Origin of the sequence: Pantoea sp. CTOTU46764 (assembly GCF_031974595.1) — a bacterium.
Classification (GTDB): Bacteria; Pseudomonadota; Gammaproteobacteria; order Enterobacterales; family Enterobacteriaceae; genus Pantoea; species Pantoea trifolii.
In genome coordinates, this window is sequence record NZ_DALYOQ010000018.1 from 40373 (window position 1) to 57770 (window position 17398).

Annotated in this window: 15 protein-coding genes; 6 read left to right on the plus strand and 9 right to left on the minus strand. The window is 56.0% G+C overall.

The window, feature by feature from the left end:
• The 3 genes from RTM06_RS09020 to RTM06_RS09030 form a co-directional block, all read right to left on the minus strand.
• Positions 1 to 594: LacI family DNA-binding transcriptional regulator (locus tag RTM06_RS09020; protein WP_312181548.1), on the minus strand; the 594-nt coding region annotated here is incomplete at its 3' end.
• Between the two features lie 126 nt (positions 595 to 720).
• Positions 721 to 1329: a DsrE family protein gene (locus RTM06_RS09025; RefSeq protein WP_265300253.1), complete on the minus strand. Its 609-nt coding sequence runs from the start codon at positions 1327 to 1329 to the stop codon at positions 721 to 723.
• 23 nt (positions 1330 to 1352) lie between these two features.
• The gene (locus RTM06_RS09030; protein WP_312181551.1) at positions 1353 to 1958 is read right to left on the minus strand and encodes a DsrE family protein; all 606 of its coding nucleotides are present in this window, start codon (positions 1956 to 1958) and stop codon (positions 1353 to 1355) included.
• 641 nt (positions 1959 to 2599) lie between these two features.
• On the opposite strand from RTM06_RS09030, the gene RTM06_RS09035 reads away from it, so the two are divergent.
• Both RTM06_RS09035 and arsC read left to right on the plus strand, forming a co-directional pair.
• Entirely contained in the window at positions 2600 to 4063 is a 1464-nt protein-coding gene (locus RTM06_RS09035) for a M48 family metallopeptidase (protein WP_312181553.1), read from the plus strand.
• Positions 4064 to 4067: 4 nt separating this feature from the next.
• Positions 4068 to 4415, plus strand: coding sequence for an arsenate reductase (glutaredoxin) (gene arsC, locus RTM06_RS09040; protein ID WP_312181555.1), 348 nt, complete (start codon positions 4068 to 4070; stop codon positions 4413 to 4415).
• On the opposite strand, the gene hda is transcribed toward arsC, so the two are convergent.
• The 3 genes from hda to upp all read right to left on the minus strand — a co-directional run bounded on the left by hda (position 4412) and on the right by upp (position 7185).
• On the minus strand, positions 4412 to 5113 hold the full coding sequence (gene hda, locus RTM06_RS09045; protein WP_036649513.1) for a DnaA inactivator Hda: 702 nt from the start codon (positions 5111 to 5113) through the stop codon (positions 4412 to 4414). The two genes, arsC and hda, sit on opposite strands and share 4 nt — an antisense overlap.
• Before the next feature lie 93 nt (positions 5114 to 5206).
• Complete coding sequence (gene uraA / locus RTM06_RS09050; protein WP_256697087.1) at positions 5207 to 6490, minus strand: uracil permease; 1284 nt, start codon at positions 6488 to 6490, stop codon at positions 5207 to 5209.
• 68 nt (positions 6491 to 6558) lie between these two features.
• Positions 6559 to 7185 carry a uracil phosphoribosyltransferase gene (gene upp / locus RTM06_RS09055; RefSeq protein WP_312181558.1) on the minus strand — a complete coding sequence of 209 codons (627 nt, stop codon included), beginning with the start codon at positions 7183 to 7185 and terminating at the stop codon, positions 6559 to 6561.
• Between the two features lie 229 nt (positions 7186 to 7414).
• Here upp and purM point away from each other — a divergent pair, with 229 nt between their 5' ends.
• Positions 7415 to 8455 (plus strand): phosphoribosylformylglycinamidine cyclo-ligase, encoded by a 1041-nt coding sequence (purM, locus tag RTM06_RS09060; RefSeq protein WP_312181559.1) that lies wholly within the window; start codon positions 7415 to 7417, stop codon positions 8453 to 8455.
• Complete coding sequence (gene purN / locus RTM06_RS09065) at positions 8452 to 9090, plus strand: phosphoribosylglycinamide formyltransferase (protein ID WP_312181561.1); 639 nt, start codon at positions 8452 to 8454, stop codon at positions 9088 to 9090. Before purM ends, purN begins: the two co-directional genes overlap by 4 nt.
• 44 nt (positions 9091 to 9134) lie before the next feature.
• Here purN and pstB read toward each other — a convergent pair whose 3' ends face one another.
• Genes pstB through RTM06_RS09080 form a run of 3 tightly spaced genes read right to left on the minus strand, consistent with a single transcriptional unit; the run spans position 9135 to position 13602 of the window.
• Complete coding sequence (gene pstB / locus RTM06_RS09070; protein WP_312181563.1) at positions 9135 to 9902, minus strand: phosphate ABC transporter ATP-binding protein PstB; 768 nt, start codon at positions 9900 to 9902, stop codon at positions 9135 to 9137.
• An 11-nt stretch (positions 9903 to 9913) separates the two neighbouring features.
• Complete coding sequence (gene pstA, locus RTM06_RS09075) at positions 9914 to 11512, minus strand: phosphate ABC transporter permease PstA (RefSeq protein WP_312181565.1); 1599 nt, start codon at positions 11510 to 11512, stop codon at positions 9914 to 9916.
• Positions 11509 to 13602 (minus strand): ABC transporter permease subunit, encoded by a 2094-nt coding sequence (locus tag RTM06_RS09080; RefSeq protein ID WP_312181567.1) that lies wholly within the window; start codon positions 13600 to 13602, stop codon positions 11509 to 11511. The genes pstA and RTM06_RS09080 overlap by 4 nt, the downstream gene beginning before the upstream one ends.
• A gap of 182 nt (positions 13603 to 13784) precedes the next feature.
• Between RTM06_RS09080 and ppk1 the strand changes: the two genes are divergently transcribed.
• Both ppk1 and ppx read left to right on the plus strand, forming a co-directional pair.
• Complete coding sequence (gene ppk1 / locus RTM06_RS09085) at positions 13785 to 15845, plus strand: polyphosphate kinase 1 (protein WP_008108325.1); 2061 nt, start codon at positions 13785 to 13787, stop codon at positions 15843 to 15845.
• Between the two features lie 5 nt (positions 15846 to 15850).
• Entirely contained in the window at positions 15851 to 17377 is a 1527-nt protein-coding gene (gene ppx, locus RTM06_RS09090) for an exopolyphosphatase (protein WP_312181569.1), read from the plus strand.
• Positions 17378 to 17398: the final 21 nt, after the last annotated feature.

Here is a 17398-nt window from a genome sequence, read left to right on the forward strand (position 1 = left end):
TTGATAGCGCAGACGTGCGCGATCCGATTGCAGCATCGGCCCGGCCACCATGCCGATGTGGCGATGGCCGAGCTGCAGCAGATGTTGAGTGGCTTCTTGCATCGCCTGACGGTTATCGACGCAAATCGCGGGCCAGTGCGTGGCTTGCGGCACATTGTGCGTCAGGACAAACGGCATGCTGGCTTGATGCAGCGTATGCAGAATGGCGCTGTTATCGGCATCAGCAACGGTGAGAACCAAACCGGCAACGCGCTGATTCAGCATGTGTTCCACAATCGCCGCTTCGCGCTCTGGCTGATAATCACTGGTTGCCACCAGCAGACCGTAACCGGCGGCACGCGCCTGCCGCTCCATCGCTTGTAGTTGGCGGGCGAAGATCGGATTGAGCAGCGACGGCAGCAGCACGCCGAAGGTGGTTGAACTCTGGGTACGCAGTTGGCGGGCAATGTGATTCGGGCGAAAGCCGAGCTGCTCGGATGCGCTCAACACTTTTTCCAGCGTGTCAGCACGCAGCAGATGCGGATCAGAGAAAGCGCGTGCAGCGGTAGCGCGAGAAACGCCAGCCAGTTTGGCCACGCTGATTAAATCGGACATGTTCGCCTCGTAAAGTGCCAATGAGATCGATCTCATTGGCGCTTAAACTAGCGGCGAACTGTGACAGCAACATCGCGGAGAAATGACAGCGAGATGACAGCAGCGCGAACTGCTGTCAGGCAGAAATTACAACATCAGGAAGGCGTAACCTTCATTTTGCAGCGACGCCACGGTGGTGCCGCTCGACAGCGTGTGGGTGACGCGCGTATCAATCCAGTCACGTTCCAGCTGATGGAAAGCCACCGACTGATCGCAAATAGTCACCTTCACGCCGGCTTTTCTCAGCTCATCAATCAGCTTGAGATTCGGGTTATCGGTGCCGTACGCTTTGCGGAACTGATCGTTGTTCAGTGCAGCTGGAACCGCATCGCTGTTGATCGACACCACAAACTTCAGCTGATCGAGCGGTACGCCCGCCGCGTAATAAAGGTTGGTGACGCGCGCCACGCGCTCCAGCCCGAGGTTGGCCTGGTGAATATCCCCTTCATTACGGTTGATCTGGAAGACGATTTTATTGCTCAATCCCGGCGTGGTGGCCGGATTGTAGTCCGGCACATTCACATAATGGATTTTGCCGTAGCCGTCGATCGCCGGCGTGCTCCAGAAGTCAGCCGGTTCGGTTTTCTTGTCGGCGAATTTATCGCTGACCTTGTCGACCAAATCGGGCAGTTGTAATACATTGCCGCCGACAAAACCTGCCAGGGCCGCAATAACGATATAGGATGCTGGACGCATTTCACTTCTCCTGTGCCTGAGATTTACATCTGTAAGAGTGCATAACCCTGATTTTCCAGCGTCGACACGGTGGTCGGGCTGGAGAGTGCATGAATCACCGATGGGTCAATCCACTCTCTCGGGAAGTGATGGAACGCCACCGACTGATCGCACACTGAAACTTTCACGCCCAACTTATTCAGCGCGCCAATCAGCGCCAGATTGGGGTTGTCCGCTTTGTAGAACTGCTGGAAATGCGCGTTATCCAGCATCGCTGGCGTGGCATCGCCAGTGACCGACACCACAAAGTGCAGGTCGTCGGCCGGGACGCCCGAGGCGATATAGAGATTCACCACGCGCGCGACACGTTCAAGACCAAGATTGGGCCGCGTCATCTCGCCTTCACTTTTGGTGATTTGAAACACCACTTTGTTGCTTAAACCCACCACCGGTTTGAAGGCGGCATCTGGCTCGTAATGGATTTTGCCGTAGCCGTCGACGGCCGGCGTGCTCCAGAAGCCGTCGGGATCGGTAGGTTCGGCAGAAAAATGGCTGACAACACGCTGATATAAGTCATCACCTTTGCTCACGGTGGCGCCAACAAAGCCACCGACAATCGCGATAAGGGCGTATGAGACTACAGAACGCATAAAAACTCTCCGGCATGCACTGCGCGTCAATTCACAGTCCGTTTAAATAAAGTGCTTTATCTATACCACAGCGTGAGCAGGGCAAAAGTCCTGTAGTGACGGGCTGTCCGGCTGAATGGTTGCGTGCAAAATAATTAGCAGGGTTAATTGAACAAGGCATTCGATTGACACTTTGGCAGGCGTTAAGAAAAGAGTGGCCGTGAAATTGTGGCCATAATTCAGAAGGGATACGTTTACGTGCGTTTAAAATCTGTCCGATGATTACTGTGCAAATTGCCTTTCACACCACAATCACGATTAAAATCACTGATGGATAAAACGGGCCAACCGCGCTGATATGCCGCTTCTTTTCAGAGTAAACCTGGAAAAGTTCATGCCAGGCTCAATAATTTTGAGCAACTTTACGTAACTTTAACTTTTGTGGGTGAAGAAGCCTGTTTAAATCGCGGCGTGCTGTTCAATTTTTTGCTGCAACTTCGTCATGCTGTAACCCTTTTTTCATTTAAAGCTTATGAATCTTCATCGTTTGCTTGTCGCCGCAGTCTGGTTAAGATAGAGCGCGTTCAGTAAATGGGAAAATAGTGCAGAACATCTGAACCACTTACCTGTCTAATTTTGGGTGACTTTTACAGGATCAAGGCATGTTTAACCGGTTGAAAAAATCACTGCTGGCGGCCCTTATTCCTACGCTGCTGCTGACGCCTGCGCTGAATGCGCGCGCTGACGTCAGTGATACGCTGCCCGACATGGGTACCACAGCAGGTTCGACGCTCTCGATTAATCAGGAACTGCAGATGGGCGACTTCTACGTGCGCCAGCTGCGCGCCAGTGCGCCTCTGATTAACGATCCGCTGTTGAATCAATACATTAATGAGCTCGGTCAGCGTCTGGTGGCGCATGCCAACTCGGTACGCACGCCGTTCCACTTCTTTTTGATTCAGAACGATGAACTCAACGCCTTTGCCTTCTTTGGCGGCAACGTGGTGCTGCATTCGTCGCTGTTCCGTTACACCGATAACGAAAGCCAGCTGGCATCGGTGATGGCGCATGAAATCTCGCACGTCACCCAGCGCCATCTGGCGCGCGCTATGGAAGAGCAGCGACGCAATGCGCCGCTGACCTGGGTCGGCGCATTGGGGTCGATTCTGCTGGCGATGGCTAGTCCGCAAGCGGGCATGGCGGCGCTGACCGGTACGCTGGCGGGCGCGCAGCAAGGCATTATCAGCTTTACTCAGGGCAACGAACAGGAAGCTGACCGCATCGGTATTCAGGTGCTGCAACGTGCCGGTTTCGATCCGCAAGCGATGCCGACTTTCCTGCAGAAGCTGGCGGATCAGAGCCGCTTCTCCTCCAAACCGCCGGAAATTTTGCTGACGCACCCGTTACCCGACAGTCGACTGGCCGATGCGCGTAACCGCGCCAACCAGATGCGTCCGGTGGTGGTGCAGTCGTCGCAGGATTTCTACATGGCGAAAGTGCGTTCGCTCGGCATGTACGCCACGGGCCGCAATCAGCTTACCGATGATTTGCTGAACGAATACGCCAAAGGCAACGTGCGCGAGCAGCAGGCGGCGCAGTACGGCAAAGCGGTGCAGTTCCTGCAGGCCAAAAGCTTTGATAGCGCCAAACGGGTGATTGCGCCGCTGCTGGCGAAACAGCCGGATAACGTCTGGTTCCTCGATATCATGACCGACATCGATATCGGCCTGAATCAGCCGCAGCAGGCGACCGCCATGCTGAGCAGCGCCAAAGGCAGTAGCACCAATCCGGTGCTGCAACTGAACCTGGCTAACGCCTATGTCGAAGCGAAACAGCCAGCCAACGCCAGCCGTATTCTCAATCGCTACACCTTTGCCCATCCAGACGACGTTAACGCCTTTGATCTGTTGGCGCAGGCTTCGGCGGCGCAGGGTTTACGGGATGAAGAACTTTCAGCGCGCGCTGAAGGGTTGGCGCTGAATGGGCAGCTCGATCAGGCGATCTCTACTTTGAGCAGCGCCAGTGCGCAGGTGCCGCTTGGCAGCCTGAAACAGGCGCGCTATGACGCCCGCATCGATCAGTTCCGTGAACTGCAGAAGCGTTTTAAGGTTTACCAAAAAGGATAGGAAGATGGTCAGCATTTATCACAACCCGCGCTGCAGCAAAAGCCGCGAGACGCTGGCGCTGTTGCAGGAAAAAGGTATCGAGCCTGAAGTGGTGCTCTATCTTGAGACGCCGCCCGATGTGCCAACGCTACAGCACCTGCTGCAACAACTTGGCATGCACAGCGCGCGCGAACTGATGCGCCGCAAAGAGGAGCTGTATAAAGAGTTGGCTTTAGCGAATAGCGCGTTAAGCGAGGATCAGCTGCTGCAGGCGATGGTAGAACATCCGAAACTGATCGAACGCCCAATCGTGATCAATGGCGAACAGGCGCGTATTGGCCGTCCGCCTGAAGCGGCGCTGGAGATTCTCTAAAGCTCCAGCGCTTCTTTAACAAAGGGAATGGTGAGTTTGCGCTGAGCACTGATGGAGGCGCGATCGAGACGATCCAGCGTATCAAACAGCGTGCGCATCTCACGGTCGAGGCGTTTCAGCAGGAAGCGTCCGACATCCTCCGGCAACTCAAAACCCCGCAATCCAGCACGCAGCTGCATCGCCTGTAATTTGTCGTCATCCGAGAGCGGCTGCAAACGGTAAATCTGCCCCCAATCGAGGCGTGACGCCAGATCCGGTAAGCCGAGATTCAGCTGGCGCGGCGGTCGATCGCCGGTAATCAGCAAACGCGTTTTACCGATTTCCAGAATGCGGTTGTAGAGATCAAAGATCGCCATTTCCCACTCCGGATCGCCTGCAATGCACTCGATATTATCGATGCACACCAGCGCCAGATTCTCCATCCCTTCCAGTACTTCCGGCACAAACCAGGTGCGCTTATCCAGCGGCACATAGCCCACCGCTTCGCCGCGCGCCGAGAGTTCCGCACAGGCTGCGTGCAGCAGATGACTGCGGCCACCGCCTTCGCGCGACCAGAAATAGAGATAGCTACCGTGTTGCTGAGAGAGTGCGCCTTGCAGCGCCGCCAGCAGAGACGTGTTTTCCCCCGGCCAGAAACTGGCGAAGGTTTCATCATCGGGTAAATAGAGTGGCAATGAGAGCTGTGCCGGCGTGTTCAGAAGTACCTCAACGGATGAGCGGGCAGAAAACCGCGCAAGTTTATCACGATCTTTGCCGGAGATGAACCGGGCTTCCCTGCCCGGCTTGCAGCCTTAACTTTCGCGCTTCTCTTCAGCGTCCAGCACCACTTCTTCCGGGCGTAATACGCTGATTAAACGGAAGATCAAAGCCAGGCCAACGCCAACGATGGTTGCCAGCGCCATGCCTTTCAGCTCGGCCGCGCCGATATGCACTTTGGCACCGCTCACGCCGATGATCAGGATCACCGAGGTCAGGATCAGGTTCTGCGCTTTGTTGTAATCCACTTTAGATTCGATTAGCACACGAATACCGGATGCGCCGATCACGCCGTACAACAGCAGCGATACGCCGCCCATCACCGGCACGGGAACCGCCTGAATCGCCGCCGCCAGTTTGCCGACGCAGGAGAGCAGAATGGCAAAAATCGCCGCGCCGCCAATTACCCAGGTGCTGTAGACGCGGGTAATCGCCATTACGCCGATGTTCTCGCCGTAAGTGGTGTTCGGCGTGGAGCCGAAGAAACCGGAGATCATGGTGGATAATCCGTTGGCGAACATCGAGCGATGCAGGCCCGGATCGCGAATCAGATCTTTCTTCACGATGTTGGCGGTAACCACTAAGTGACCCACGTGCTCGGCAATCACCACTAGCGCGGCTGGCAGAATGGTCAGCATCGCCACCCACTCAAAACGCGGCGTGTAGAAGGTTGGCAGCGCAAACCACGGCGCATTTTCCACTGCGGTCCAGTCGACAATCCCCATCATGTAAGAGAGCGCATAGCCGACCAACACGCCGACTAAAATCGGGATGATGGCGAGGAAACCACGGAACAGCACCGAACCAAACACGGTCACCGCCAGCGTGACCATTGAGATGATCACGGTTTTGCTGTCTGGTGATGTGCCGTCAGCGGGCAGCAAACCGGCCATATTCGCTGCCACGCCTGCCAGTTCCAGACCGATAACCGCGACAATCGCGCCCATCGCCGCCGGTGGAAACATCACATCAAGCCAGCCGGTGCCGGCTTTCTTGACGATCAGCGCCACAAGGCAGAACAGCAAACCGCAGAGAATAAAACCGCCCAGCGCCACTTCGTAACCCAGCGGCAACAGCAGCAGCACCGGCGAAATAAAGGCAAAGCTTGAACCGAGATAAGCCGGGATTTTGCCTTTACAGATAAACAGATAGAGCAGCGTTCCAACGCCGTTAAACAGCAACACCGTGGCCGGGTTGATGTGGAACAGAATCGGCACCAGCACAGTTGCGCCAAACATGGCGAACAGATGCTGCAAGCTGAGTGGAATGGTTTGTAAAAGCGGTGGGCGTTCATTAACGCCGATTGCACGACGGGTCATATTTTTCGCTATCCCCATTGAATATTTTTAGACAAAAAAAAGCCGACTCTCTGGCCGGCTGGTTTCTTTTATTTGGTTCCGAAAATCTTGTCCCCGGCATCGCCGAGTCCAGGAATGATGTAACCCTTCTCGTTCAGTCCCTGATCGATTGATGCGGTGTAAAGCTCCACATCCGGATGCGCTTTCTCCAGCGCGGCAATACCTTCAGGTGCGGCCACCAGCACCAGCACTTTAATGCTGGTACAACCGGCTTTCTTCAGCAGATCGATGGTAGCGATCATTGAACCACCGGTTGCCAGCATCGGGTCGACCACCAGCGCCAGGCGCTCTTCAATGTTCGACACCAGCTTCTGGAAATACGGTACCGGCTCCAGCGTCTCTTCATCACGATACACGCCAACCACGCTGATGCGCGCGCTTGGCACGTGCTCGAGCACGCCTTCCATCATGCCGAGGCCAGCACGCAGAATCGGAACTACAGTGATTTTTTTACCTTTGATCTGATCGATTTCTACTGGACCGTTCCAGCCTTGGATCGTCACACGTTCGGTTTCCAAATCGGCGGTGGCTTCATAGGTCAGCAAGCTGCCCACTTCCGAGGCCAGCTCGCGGAAACGCTTGGTGCTGATATCATGCTCACGCATCAGGCCCAGTTTATGTTTGACCAGCGGGTGTTTAACTTCCACGATCTTCATGATTGTTCTCCCGGAATTGAGTTGAGCTAAAAAAAATCGCCGGATTATACCGCCTTTTCGCCGCTGCGCCATATGTCATCGGTCAATAGCCTGCGTCATCTAAGGATTGGCGAAAATCTGAGGCGATGCAAAGGCAGCATGAGATGGGACTCGCAAACGTTTGCCTGCGCTGTTAGAATTGCCGCGCTTAATTTTTGCCACCAACCGCAACTCGCGTGGGGATTCCGCAGTGACCGACAAAACCTCTCTCAGCTACAAAGACGCCGGTGTTGATATCGATGCTGGTAACGATCTGGTTGACCGTATTAAAGGCGTAGTGAAAAAAACCCGCCGCCCGGAAGTTATGGGTGGATTGGGCGGATTCGGCGCGCTCTGTGCGCTGCCGCAGAAGTACCGCGAGCCTGTGCTGGTCTCCGGAACCGATGGCGTCGGCACCAAGCTGCGTCTGGCTATGGATCTCAAACGTCATGACAGCATCGGCATCGATCTGGTCGCGATGTGTGTTAACGACCTGATTGTTCAGGGTGCTGAGCCGCTGTTCTTCCTCGATTATTATGCGACCGGCAAGCTGGATGTGGATACCGCTTCATCGGTCATCACCGGCATCGCCGAAGGTTGCTTGCAGTCGGGTTGTGCGCTGGTCGGCGGTGAAACCGCTGAAATGCCAGGCATGTACCACGGCGAAGATTACGACGTGGCGGGTTTCTGCGTCGGCGTGGTGGAAAAATCAGAAATCATTGACGGTTCGAAAGTGCAGGACGGCGACGTGCTGATCGCGCTGGGTTCCAGCGGCCCGCACTCGAACGGTTATTCTCTGGTGCGCAAGATTCTTGAAGTCAGCCAGACCGATCCGGCCACTAAACAGCTGGATGGCAAGTCACTGGCCGATCATCTGCTGGCGCCAACCCGTATCTATGTGAAAAACATCCTTAGCCTGATCGAACAGGTTGATGTGCATGCGATTTCGCATCTGACCGGCGGCGGCTTCTGGGAAAACATCCCGCGCGTTCTACCTGACAACACCCAGGCGGTGCTGGAAGAGAGCAGCTGGCAGTGGCCTTCGGTGTTCAGCTGGTTGCAGCAGGCGGGCAACGTTAGCCGTCACGAAATGTACCGCACCTTCAACTGCGGCGTGGGCATGGTGATTGCGCTGAGCCCGGCAGAAGCCGATAAAGCGGTACAGCTGATGACCGACGCGGGCGAAAAAGCGTGGAAAATCGGTGTGATTAAAGCGTCTGATTCTGCAGAGCGTGTGGTTATCAATCCATGAAGAAACTGGTTGTACTGATCTCCGGCAACGGAAGCAATCTTCAGTCCATCCTCGACGCCTGCGCAAGCGGGCGTATCAACGGCAGCGTCGCTGCCGTTTTCAGTAATAAAGCCAGTGCCTATGGTTTAACGCGCGCGCAGGAAGCCAATGTCCCGCCGCATGCGTTAGCTGCCAGTGATTTTGCCGACCGCGAAGCCTTTGATCGCCAGCTAATGCAGGAGATTGATGCTTACGCGCCGGATCTGGTGGTGCTGGCCGGTTATATGCGCATCCTGAGCAGCGCTTTTGTCGCGCACTATCACGATCGTCTTGTGAATATTCATCCGTCGTTATTGCCGAAATATCCGGGCTTGCACACGCATCGTCAGGCGCTGGAAAACGGCGACGAAGAGCATGGCACTTCAGTGCACTTTGTCACTGACGAGCTGGATGGCGGACCGATTATTTTGCAGGCGCGCGTGCCGGTGTTTGCTGGCGACAGCGAAGACGAGATCAGCGCGCGCGTGCAGCATCAGGAACACGCGATCTATCCGCTGGTGATCAGCTGGTTTGTTGATGGGCGTTTGCAGATGCGTGAAGGTAAAGCCTGGCTGGATGGTCAGCTTTTGCCGCCACAGGGTTATGCAAACGAATAAACGTAGGGTCGCCATTCATGGCGACCCTCATCACGTCCGCACCATCACCCAAACCGTCCCGTAATGTAATCTTCGGTACGCCGCGCTTTTGGCGACGTGAAGATACGATCGGTTTCATCAAACTCCACTAATTGTCCGTTATGCATAAACGCGGTGTAATCCGACACGCGCGCCGCCTGCTGCATATTGTGTGTCACCAGCACCAGCGTGAAATGCTGCTTCAGCGTGGTCATCAGCTCCTCGATCACCAGCGTTGAGATCGGATCAAGTGCCGAGGTGGGCTCATCCAGCAGCAACACTTCCGGCTCAATGGCGATGGCGCGCGCAATCACCAGGCGCTGCTGCTGGCCGTTAGAGAGCGTTAAGGCGTTCTGCCCCAGCTGATCTTTCACTTCTCCCCACAATGCCGCTGCACGCAGCGCACGTTCACAGGCTTCATTCAACACGCGACGATCGCGTACGCCCTGCAAGCGCAGGCCGTAAACTACGTTTTCGTAAATCGATTTAGGAAACGGATTCGGCCGCTGGAACACCATGCCAATGCGGCGACGCAGCGCGGGAAGATCCTGATTTGCCTGCATCACCGCGTAATCATCCAGCAGAATCTCGCCTTCGATGCGGCAGCGATCGATTACATCATTCATGCGATTAAAGCAGCGCAGCAGCGTCGATTTGCCGCAGCCGGAAGGACCAATCAACGCCGTGATGCGGTTTTTCGGGATTTGCAGATCAATGTTATTCAGCGCCTGGCGTTCGCCATACCACAGCGACAGCTGATTAACGCGAAGGGCAATGTCGTAGTCGGACGTCATCAGAAACCTTTTTAGTGCGTCATAAGCCGGTAACGCTCACGCAGCCGATGGCGCAGCGCCATCGCCAGCAGATTGAGCGACAGGATGATCACCACCAGCAGCAAAGCGGTGGCGTAAACCAGCGGTCGATCAGCATCGATATTGGGGCTCTGGAACGCCAAATCGTAGATCTGAAAACCGAGGTGCATGAATTTACGATCGAGGTGCAAATAAGGGAACACCGCATCAACCGGCAGCTCTGGCACCATTTTCACCACGCCCACCAGCATCAGCGGCGCGGTTTCTCCAGCCGCACGCGCCACCGCCAGAATCAGGCCGGTGAGCATGGCGGGTACCGCCAACGGCAGCACCACGCGCCACAACGTTTCCGCCTGCGTTGCGCCCAGCGCCAGCGATCCCTGACGCAGATTATCCGGAATGCGCGACAATCCCTCTTCGGTGGCAACGATCACTACCGGCAGCGTCAGCAGCGCCAGCGTCAGCGCGGCCCATAGCAAGCCCGGCGTACCAAAAGTGGGATTGGGTAGGGCGCTGGAGAAGAAAAGCTGGTCGATGGTGCCGCCAATCAGCCAGACAAAGAAGCCGAGGCCAAACACGCCGTAGACAATCGATGGCACGCCGGCGAGATTCACTACCGCGATGCGCACCAGCCGCGTTAGCGCATTGCGTCCGGCGTATTCGTGCAGCCATACCGCAGCGATGACGCCGAGCGGCATGACGATGATCGACATCAACAGCACCATCAGCACGGTGCCAAAAATCGCCGGAAACGCCCCGCTTTCGCCGCCACCGGAAGTCGGTGAATCGCTGACGAATTGCCAAATCTGGCTGAAGAAGTGCAGCGTTTTGTTGGTTAAGGTCATGGCATTCGGATACCACGCATCCACTACCTGCGCCAGCGGGATGGTGTGATCCACGCCGTTCACATCGCGCAGCACCAGCGTATCGCGCTGACTTTCATGCTGCAGATGGGTTAACTGCTGCGCCAGCGCGTTGAAGCGGCGTTGTAACGCGGTGCGATTGGCATCAAACTCGGACTGCACTTCCAGGCTGAAGCTGCCGTTACGCTGCTGCTCATCGGCCTGCTGCTGCAGGCTTTCCAGCTGTGCATTCAGGCGCGCCATCTCAATGCGGCGGATGTTACTCGCCTGCCGCAACTGCTCATGTACCTGCTGCAAACGCTGATGCAGCAAGGCATCGCGGCTTTGCGCGGTCATCACTTCATTATCCTGGCGCAGCTCCACCAGCCAACCATAGGCATTGCCGCCGTTGCGGCGCTGTAGCACCAACACATCGACAGGACGACGGGTTTTCGCCTCGCCCTGGCTGTAAAGCACGCGGAAATCCGGCGCGGCAAAGTCACGGTTGCCAGTTTTCACCACATAGCGCCACTGTTCGCCCTGCTGCTGCTTTTGCAGGGTTTCGCCCAGCACCATCACCGCGCTGCCTTCCGGTGGCTGGAACTGATATTGATCGACCGGCTGCGGCCAGAAAGCGCGCACGCCTTGCCAGCCGAGCAAACCAATCAACAAGGTAAACGCCAGCAGGCAAACCGCGACAGCCCCGGCGGTGAGCCAGCGCCAGCGATCGTTCTGTTTCATCGCCGTCATCCGTGGCCCTCATGCTGGCTGTAGCGTTGACGCAGACGCTGACGAATCAACTCGGCGATGGTGTTGATCACCAACGTGAAGATCAACAATATCAACGCGCTGAGGAACAGAATGCGGTAATGCGCGCTGCCCGCTGCGGCTTCGGGCATCTCAATGGCAATGTTGGCGGAGAGCGCACGCAGACCAGCAAATAAGCCGCCTTCGCTGACCGGCGTATTGCCAGTGGCCATCAGCACAATCATCGTCTCGCCGACGGCGCGGCCAAAGCCAATCATTAATGCAGCGAAGATGCCCGCCGAGGCGCCCGGCAGCACCACACGCGTCAGGGTTTGCCACGGCGTGGCACCCAGCGCCAGCGAGCCCTGCCCGAGCGCGCCCGGCACGCTGAACAGCGCATCTTCCGATAAGGTGAAAATCAGCGGTACCAGTGCAAAACCCATCGCCAGCGCAGCGACTAAGAGGTTGCGCTGTTCGTAATGCGCTAAACGCTCGCCAATGTCCGGCCAGAACAGCGTTGGCAGCCACAGCGTTAACAGCGTAACCACCAGCAACACCGGCAGCAGCAAAATCACTTCAAAGCCGGGACGTCGCCAGCTGGCAGGCAACCGCGGACTGAGCACACCGCACAACAGTAAGGTGGCCGCCAGCACCAGCGGCAGCAACAATACGCCGACCAGCGCGGTACTGATATGCGGTGCCAGCCACACGCCAGCGATCAAACCAATCACCACGCTTGGCAGCGCGCCCATCATTTCGATCGCCGGTTTCACCCAGCGTCGTAAACCCGGCGACATAAACCACGCGGTATACATCGCGGCAGCCAGCGCCAGCGGCGTGGCGAACAGCAGCGCCAGACTGGCAGCTTTTAGCGTGCCCAGCACCAGCGGCATCAGGCTGAACTTGGCTTGATAGCTGTCGCCCGCCGCGGTGGATTGCCATACCCAATCGGCCTGCGGATAGTTTTCGTACCAGATTTTCTGCCACAGGTTGCGCCAGGTGAAATCCGGCCACGGATTATCTAAAGCAAACTGCTGCCATTCCCCGGCGCGTTCGATGATCAAGGCATCACCGCGCGGCGCGAAGGCCAGCGCCTGAATGCCCGGTGCCAGTTGGCGGGTTAAGATCGCGCCCTGCTGCTTGCTGGCGAACAGCTGAACCTTGCCCTGCGCATCGTAAGTGGCAAACACGCGGCGCTGCGGTTCCGGCGTGATGCCGCGCGCCTGCTGGCTGCCGTTGTAAGTATGAATCTGTTGCAGACGCGGCCCTTTATCGCTGGCGATAGCGAACCATTGCTGCACGCCTTGCGCATCCTGAATCAGCAAGGTGCGTCCACCGGCCAGCATATGCAGACTTTGCGGTGGCAGATTAAGGGTTTGCGTTTCGCGTAACTGCGCGCCATCCGGTGTGATTTGCCACACGCGCAGTAAGCGCCCGCTGCTGGCGTAGAGTAAGGTGCCGTCCGGCGACAGCAGCAGATGATCGGCCTGCTGCTGCGGCAACAGGATCTGATTCACCTTTTGCGTATTTTCCAGCGTGAGCAGGCTGATGCCGGCTGCGGTTTGCGCGGCAATCAACCATTGATGATCGTTGAGCGACGTCAGCGCCATATTACTGACCGGGCCTTGCGGTAAGCGCAGCGGACGGTCGCCGAGCGGGAAACCCCATTCGCCGCTGCCGTTGCGGATAACCGGTTGCATTAACAGCAGTTCGCCCTGCATATTGAGCAGCACGCTGCGGTTATCTGGGCTTGCGATCGCTGCATCAGGCTTGCCATTCAGCGCCAGTGCCGGTGCCGCAGGTTGACCATCGAGCGGGATAAAGCGCGCTTCGTTGCGGCTGATGCGCCAGCCCAAATGCCCGTCGCTGCCCATCGCCAGCATTGGGGCTTTGTCCCACAGCTGAATATTGGTGGTGGCATGTATTCCGGGCGCGCTAAACAGCGGCAGCACCACCCAGATCAGCCAGAAGAACAGCAGTAACATCAGCAGCAAAATTCCCACGCCGCAAGCTGTGACAACGCGGCGCACTACATTATCAGTGGCGCGTCGACGACGGTCGCTAAAGTGGACGGGAATACGATTTATGCTCATGCAGGCCAGGTTACCGGTGGAAACAAGTCGCTATGTTGCCCGTAGCTGATTGATAAGACAACCTTTGACGTTGGACAAGCCTGCCATACTCTCGCCATAATGGTGACGGACACTGAGCGGTAACGCATTTTTGTGCATTTTCCGCCGGACATTCCGTCCAGCATCAGCATCTCGGAGTCAGAATGGGTCAGGATAAGCTGTATATAGAAAAAGAATTAAGCTGGTTAAGCTTCAATGAACGTGTGTTACAGGAAGCCTCGGATAAAAGTAATCCGCTGATTGAGCGCATGCGCTTTCTGGGAATTTATTCCAATAACCTCGAAGAGTTCTATAAAGTCCGCTTTGCCGATCTCAAGCGGCGGATTCTGATCAGCGAAGAGCAAGGCAAACCGACCTCTTTGCGACATTTGTTAAAGAAAATTCAGCTGCGGGTACAGAAGTCGGATCAAGAGTTCGACGCGCTGTATAACGATCTGCTGCTGGAAATGGCGCGTAATCAGATCTTCCTGATTAACGAACGCCAGCTGTCACCGAATCAGCAAGAGTGGCTGCGCTACTACTTCAAACATCAATTACGCCAGCACGTCACGCCGATTCTGATTAACCATGACACCGATCTGATCGAATTCCTGAAAGACGATTACACCTATCTGGCGGTGGAGATCATTCGCGGCGACGATATTCGTTATGCGCTGCTGGAGATCCCGTCGGATAAAGTGCCGCGCTTTATTAATCTGCCGGCTGAGTCACCCCGTCGCCGCAAACCGATGATTCTACTGGATAACATCCTGCGCTACTGCCTTGATGAAATTTTCAAAGGCTTCTTCGATTACGATACGCTGAATGCTTATTCAATGAAGATGACGCGCGATGCCGAATACGATCTGGTAACGGAGATGGAATCGAGCCTGCTGGAGCTGATGTCGTCGAGCCTCAAGCAGCGTCTCAATGCCGAGCCGGTACGTTTCGTTTATCAGCGCGATATGCCGGATGCGATGGTGGAAATGCTGCGCCATAAGCTGTCGATTTCGAACTATGATTCGATTGTGCCCGGCGGCCGCTATCATAACTTCAAAGATTTCATCGGTTTCCCGAACGTCGGCAAAAGCAATCTGGAAAACCGTCCGCTGCCGCAGATTCGTCACATCGGTTTTGACGGCTTCCGCAACGGTTTCGACGCCATCCGCAATCGCGATGTGCTGCTCTACTATCCGTATCACACCTTTGAGCATGTGCTGGAGTTGCTGCGTCAGGCCTCGTTCGACCCGAACGTGCTGGCGATTAAGATCAACATTTACCGTGTAGCGAAAAACTCGCGCATCATGGATGCGATGATTCACGCTGCTTATAACGGCAAGAAAGTCACGGTGGTGGTGGAACTGCAGGCGCGCTTCGATGAAGAGGCCAACATCCGCTGGGCGAAACGCCTGACCGAAGCGGGCGTGCATGTGATCTTCTCCGCGCCGGGTCTGAAAATCCACGCCAAGCTGTTCCTGATTTCGCGCCGTGAAGGCGAAGAAATAGTGCGTTATGCGCATATCGGTACCGGGAACTTCAACGAAAAAACCGCGCGCATTTATACTGACTATTCATTGCTGACCGCCGATGCGCGCATCACCAATGAAGTGCGCCGCGTGTTCAACTTCATTGAGAATCCGTATCGCCCGGTGACCTTCGAGCATCTGCTGGTGTCGCCGCAGAACTCACGCGACATGCTGTATAAGTTCATTGATGCCGAGATTGCCAACGCGCAGCAAGGCAATCCTGCCGGCATTACCTTGAAGATCAACAACCTGGTGGATAATGGTTTAGTTGATCGGCTGTATGCCGCCTCGTCGGCAGGCGTGAAAGTGAATCTGCTGGTGCGCGGCATGTGTTCGCTGATCCCCGATTTACCAGGCATCAGCGAAAATATTCGCATTACCAGCATCGTTGACCGCTATCTCGAGCACGACCGCGTCTATATTTTTGAGAACGGCGGCGAGAAAAAGGTGTTCCTCTCTTCCGCGGACTGGATGACGCGTAACATTGATCACCGCATTGAAGTTGCCGTGGCGATTCTTGATCCACGCGTGAAGCAACGCATTCTGGACATTATCGCCATTCTGTTTAGTGATACGGTGAAAGCCCGCATCGTCGATAAAGAGCTGAGTAATCGTTATGTGCCGCGCGGCAACCGTAAAAAGGTGCGTTCGCAGCTGGCCATTTACGACTACATCAAGAAACTGGAACAACCCGAATAACGCCTATGCCAATCTCACATAAAAGTACGCCGAAACCTCAAGAATTCGCGGCAATCGACCTCGGCTCGAACAGCTTCCACATGGTCATTGCCCGCGTGGTGGATGGCGCTTTGCAAGTGCTGGGACGCCTGAAACAGCGCGTGCATCTAGCCGATGGGCTGGATGCGCACAATCGCCTGAGCGAAGAAGCGATTGAGCGCGGGCTGAACTGTCTGGCGTTGTTCGCCGAACGTTTGCAGGGCTTTAGTGCCGCCAACGTGACGATCGTCGGTACGCATACGCTGCGTATCGCCAGCAACGCCGAAGAGTTCTTGCAGCGCGCGGCTGAAGTGATTCCCTATCCAATCGAAGTGATTTCCGGCAACGAAGAGGCGCGTTTGATCTTCATGGGCGTGGAACACACGCAGCCGGAAAAAGGCCGCAAGCTGGTAATTGATATCGGCGGCGGCTCAACTGAACTGGTGATTGGTGAAGACTTTGAGCCACAGCTGGTAGAAAGCCGCCGCATGGGCTGCGTCAGCTTCGCCAATCTGTTCTTCCCGAAAGGAGAAATCACGCCCGAAAACTTCCGCCGTGCGCGCCTCTCCGCTGCGCAAAAGCTGGAAACCATGGCGTGGCAATATCGTCTGCACGGCTGGCAATATGCGCTGGGCGCTTCGGGCTCCATCAAAGCCGCCTGCGAAGTGCTGCTGGCGATGGGCGAAAAAGAGAAACTGATTACGCCCGAAACGCTGGAGTTGCTGACCACCGAAGTGCTGAAGCATAAGTCGTTCAACGCGCTGAGCCTGCCGGGCTTGTCGGAAGAGCGTAAAGCGGTGTTTGTGCCGGGCTTAGCGATTTTGTGTGGCGTGTTTGATGCGTTAGCGATTCGCGAACTGCGTCTTTCTGACGGCGCTCTGCGGGAAGGCGTGCTGTATGAGATGGAAGGCCGTTTCCGCCATCAGGATATTCGCAGCCGCACCGCGCAAAGTCTGGCCAATCACTACGCGATTGATAGCGATCAGGCGCTCCGCGTGCTGGAAACCACCGAAAAGCTCTATTTGCAGTGGCAGGAGCAGAATCCAAAGCAAGCCAATCCACAACTGTCGGCGCTGCTAAAGTGGGCCGCGCTGCTGCATGAAGTGGGATTGACCATCAATCACAGCGGCATGCAGCGCCATTCGGCCTACATCCTGCAAAACTCCAACATGCCGGGCTTTAATCAGGATCAACAGATGCTGTTGGCGACGCTGGTACGTTATCACCGCAAAGCGGTGAAGCAGGATGAGATGCCACGTTTCACCTTGTTTAAAAAGAAACAGTTTCTGCCGATGGTATTCCTGCTGCGTCTTGGCACGCTGCTGAATAATCAGCGCCAGGCGACCACTAAACCAGATTCGCTCAAGCTCAGCACCGACGACGGCCACTGGACGCTGACCTTCCCTGCCGGCTTCCTGAGCCAGAATACGCTGGTGCAGCTGGATCTGGAGCGCGAGCAAGCTTACTGGAATGATGTCACCGGCTGGAAACTGATGCTGGAAGAAGAGGAGTAAAGCGGGCAGTTGGCCCGCAAT

Bases quoted from the DNA above. Each gene is read 5' to 3' on its own strand.
- RTM06_RS09025 (WP_265300253.1), bottom strand. From the start codon at position 1,329: ATGCGTCCAGCATCCTATATCGTTATTGCGGCCCTGGCAGGTTTTGTC.
- RTM06_RS09030 (WP_312181551.1), bottom strand. From the start codon at position 1,958: ATGCGTTCTGTAGTCTCATACGCCCTTATCGCGATTGTCGGTGGCTTT.
- RTM06_RS09035 (WP_312181553.1), top strand. From the start codon at position 2,600: ATGTTTAACCGGTTGAAAAAATCACTGCTGGCGGCCCTTATTCCTACG.
- arsC (WP_312181555.1), top strand. From the start codon at position 4,068: ATGGTCAGCATTTATCACAACCCGCGCTGCAGCAAAAGCCGCGAGACG.
- uraA (WP_256697087.1), bottom strand. From the start codon at position 6,490: ATGACCCGTCGTGCAATCGGCGTTAATGAACGCCCACCGCTTTTACAA.
- upp (WP_312181558.1), bottom strand. From the start codon at position 7,185: ATGAAGATCGTGGAAGTTAAACACCCGCTGGTCAAACATAAACTGGGC.
- purN (WP_312181561.1), top strand. From the start codon at position 8,452: ATGAAGAAACTGGTTGTACTGATCTCCGGCAACGGAAGCAATCTTCAG.
- pstB (WP_312181563.1), bottom strand. From the start codon at position 9,902: ATGACGTCCGACTACGACATTGCCCTTCGCGTTAATCAGCTGTCGCTG.
- pstA (WP_312181565.1), bottom strand. From the start codon at position 11,512: ATGACGGCGATGAAACAGAACGATCGCTGGCGCTGGCTCACCGCCGGG.
- RTM06_RS09080 (WP_312181567.1), bottom strand. From the start codon at position 13,602: ATGAGCATAAATCGTATTCCCGTCCACTTTAGCGACCGTCGTCGACGC.
- ppk1 (WP_008108325.1), top strand. From the start codon at position 13,785: ATGGGTCAGGATAAGCTGTATATAGAAAAAGAATTAAGCTGGTTAAGC.
- ppx (WP_312181569.1), top strand. From the start codon at position 15,851: ATGCCAATCTCACATAAAAGTACGCCGAAACCTCAAGAATTCGCGGCA.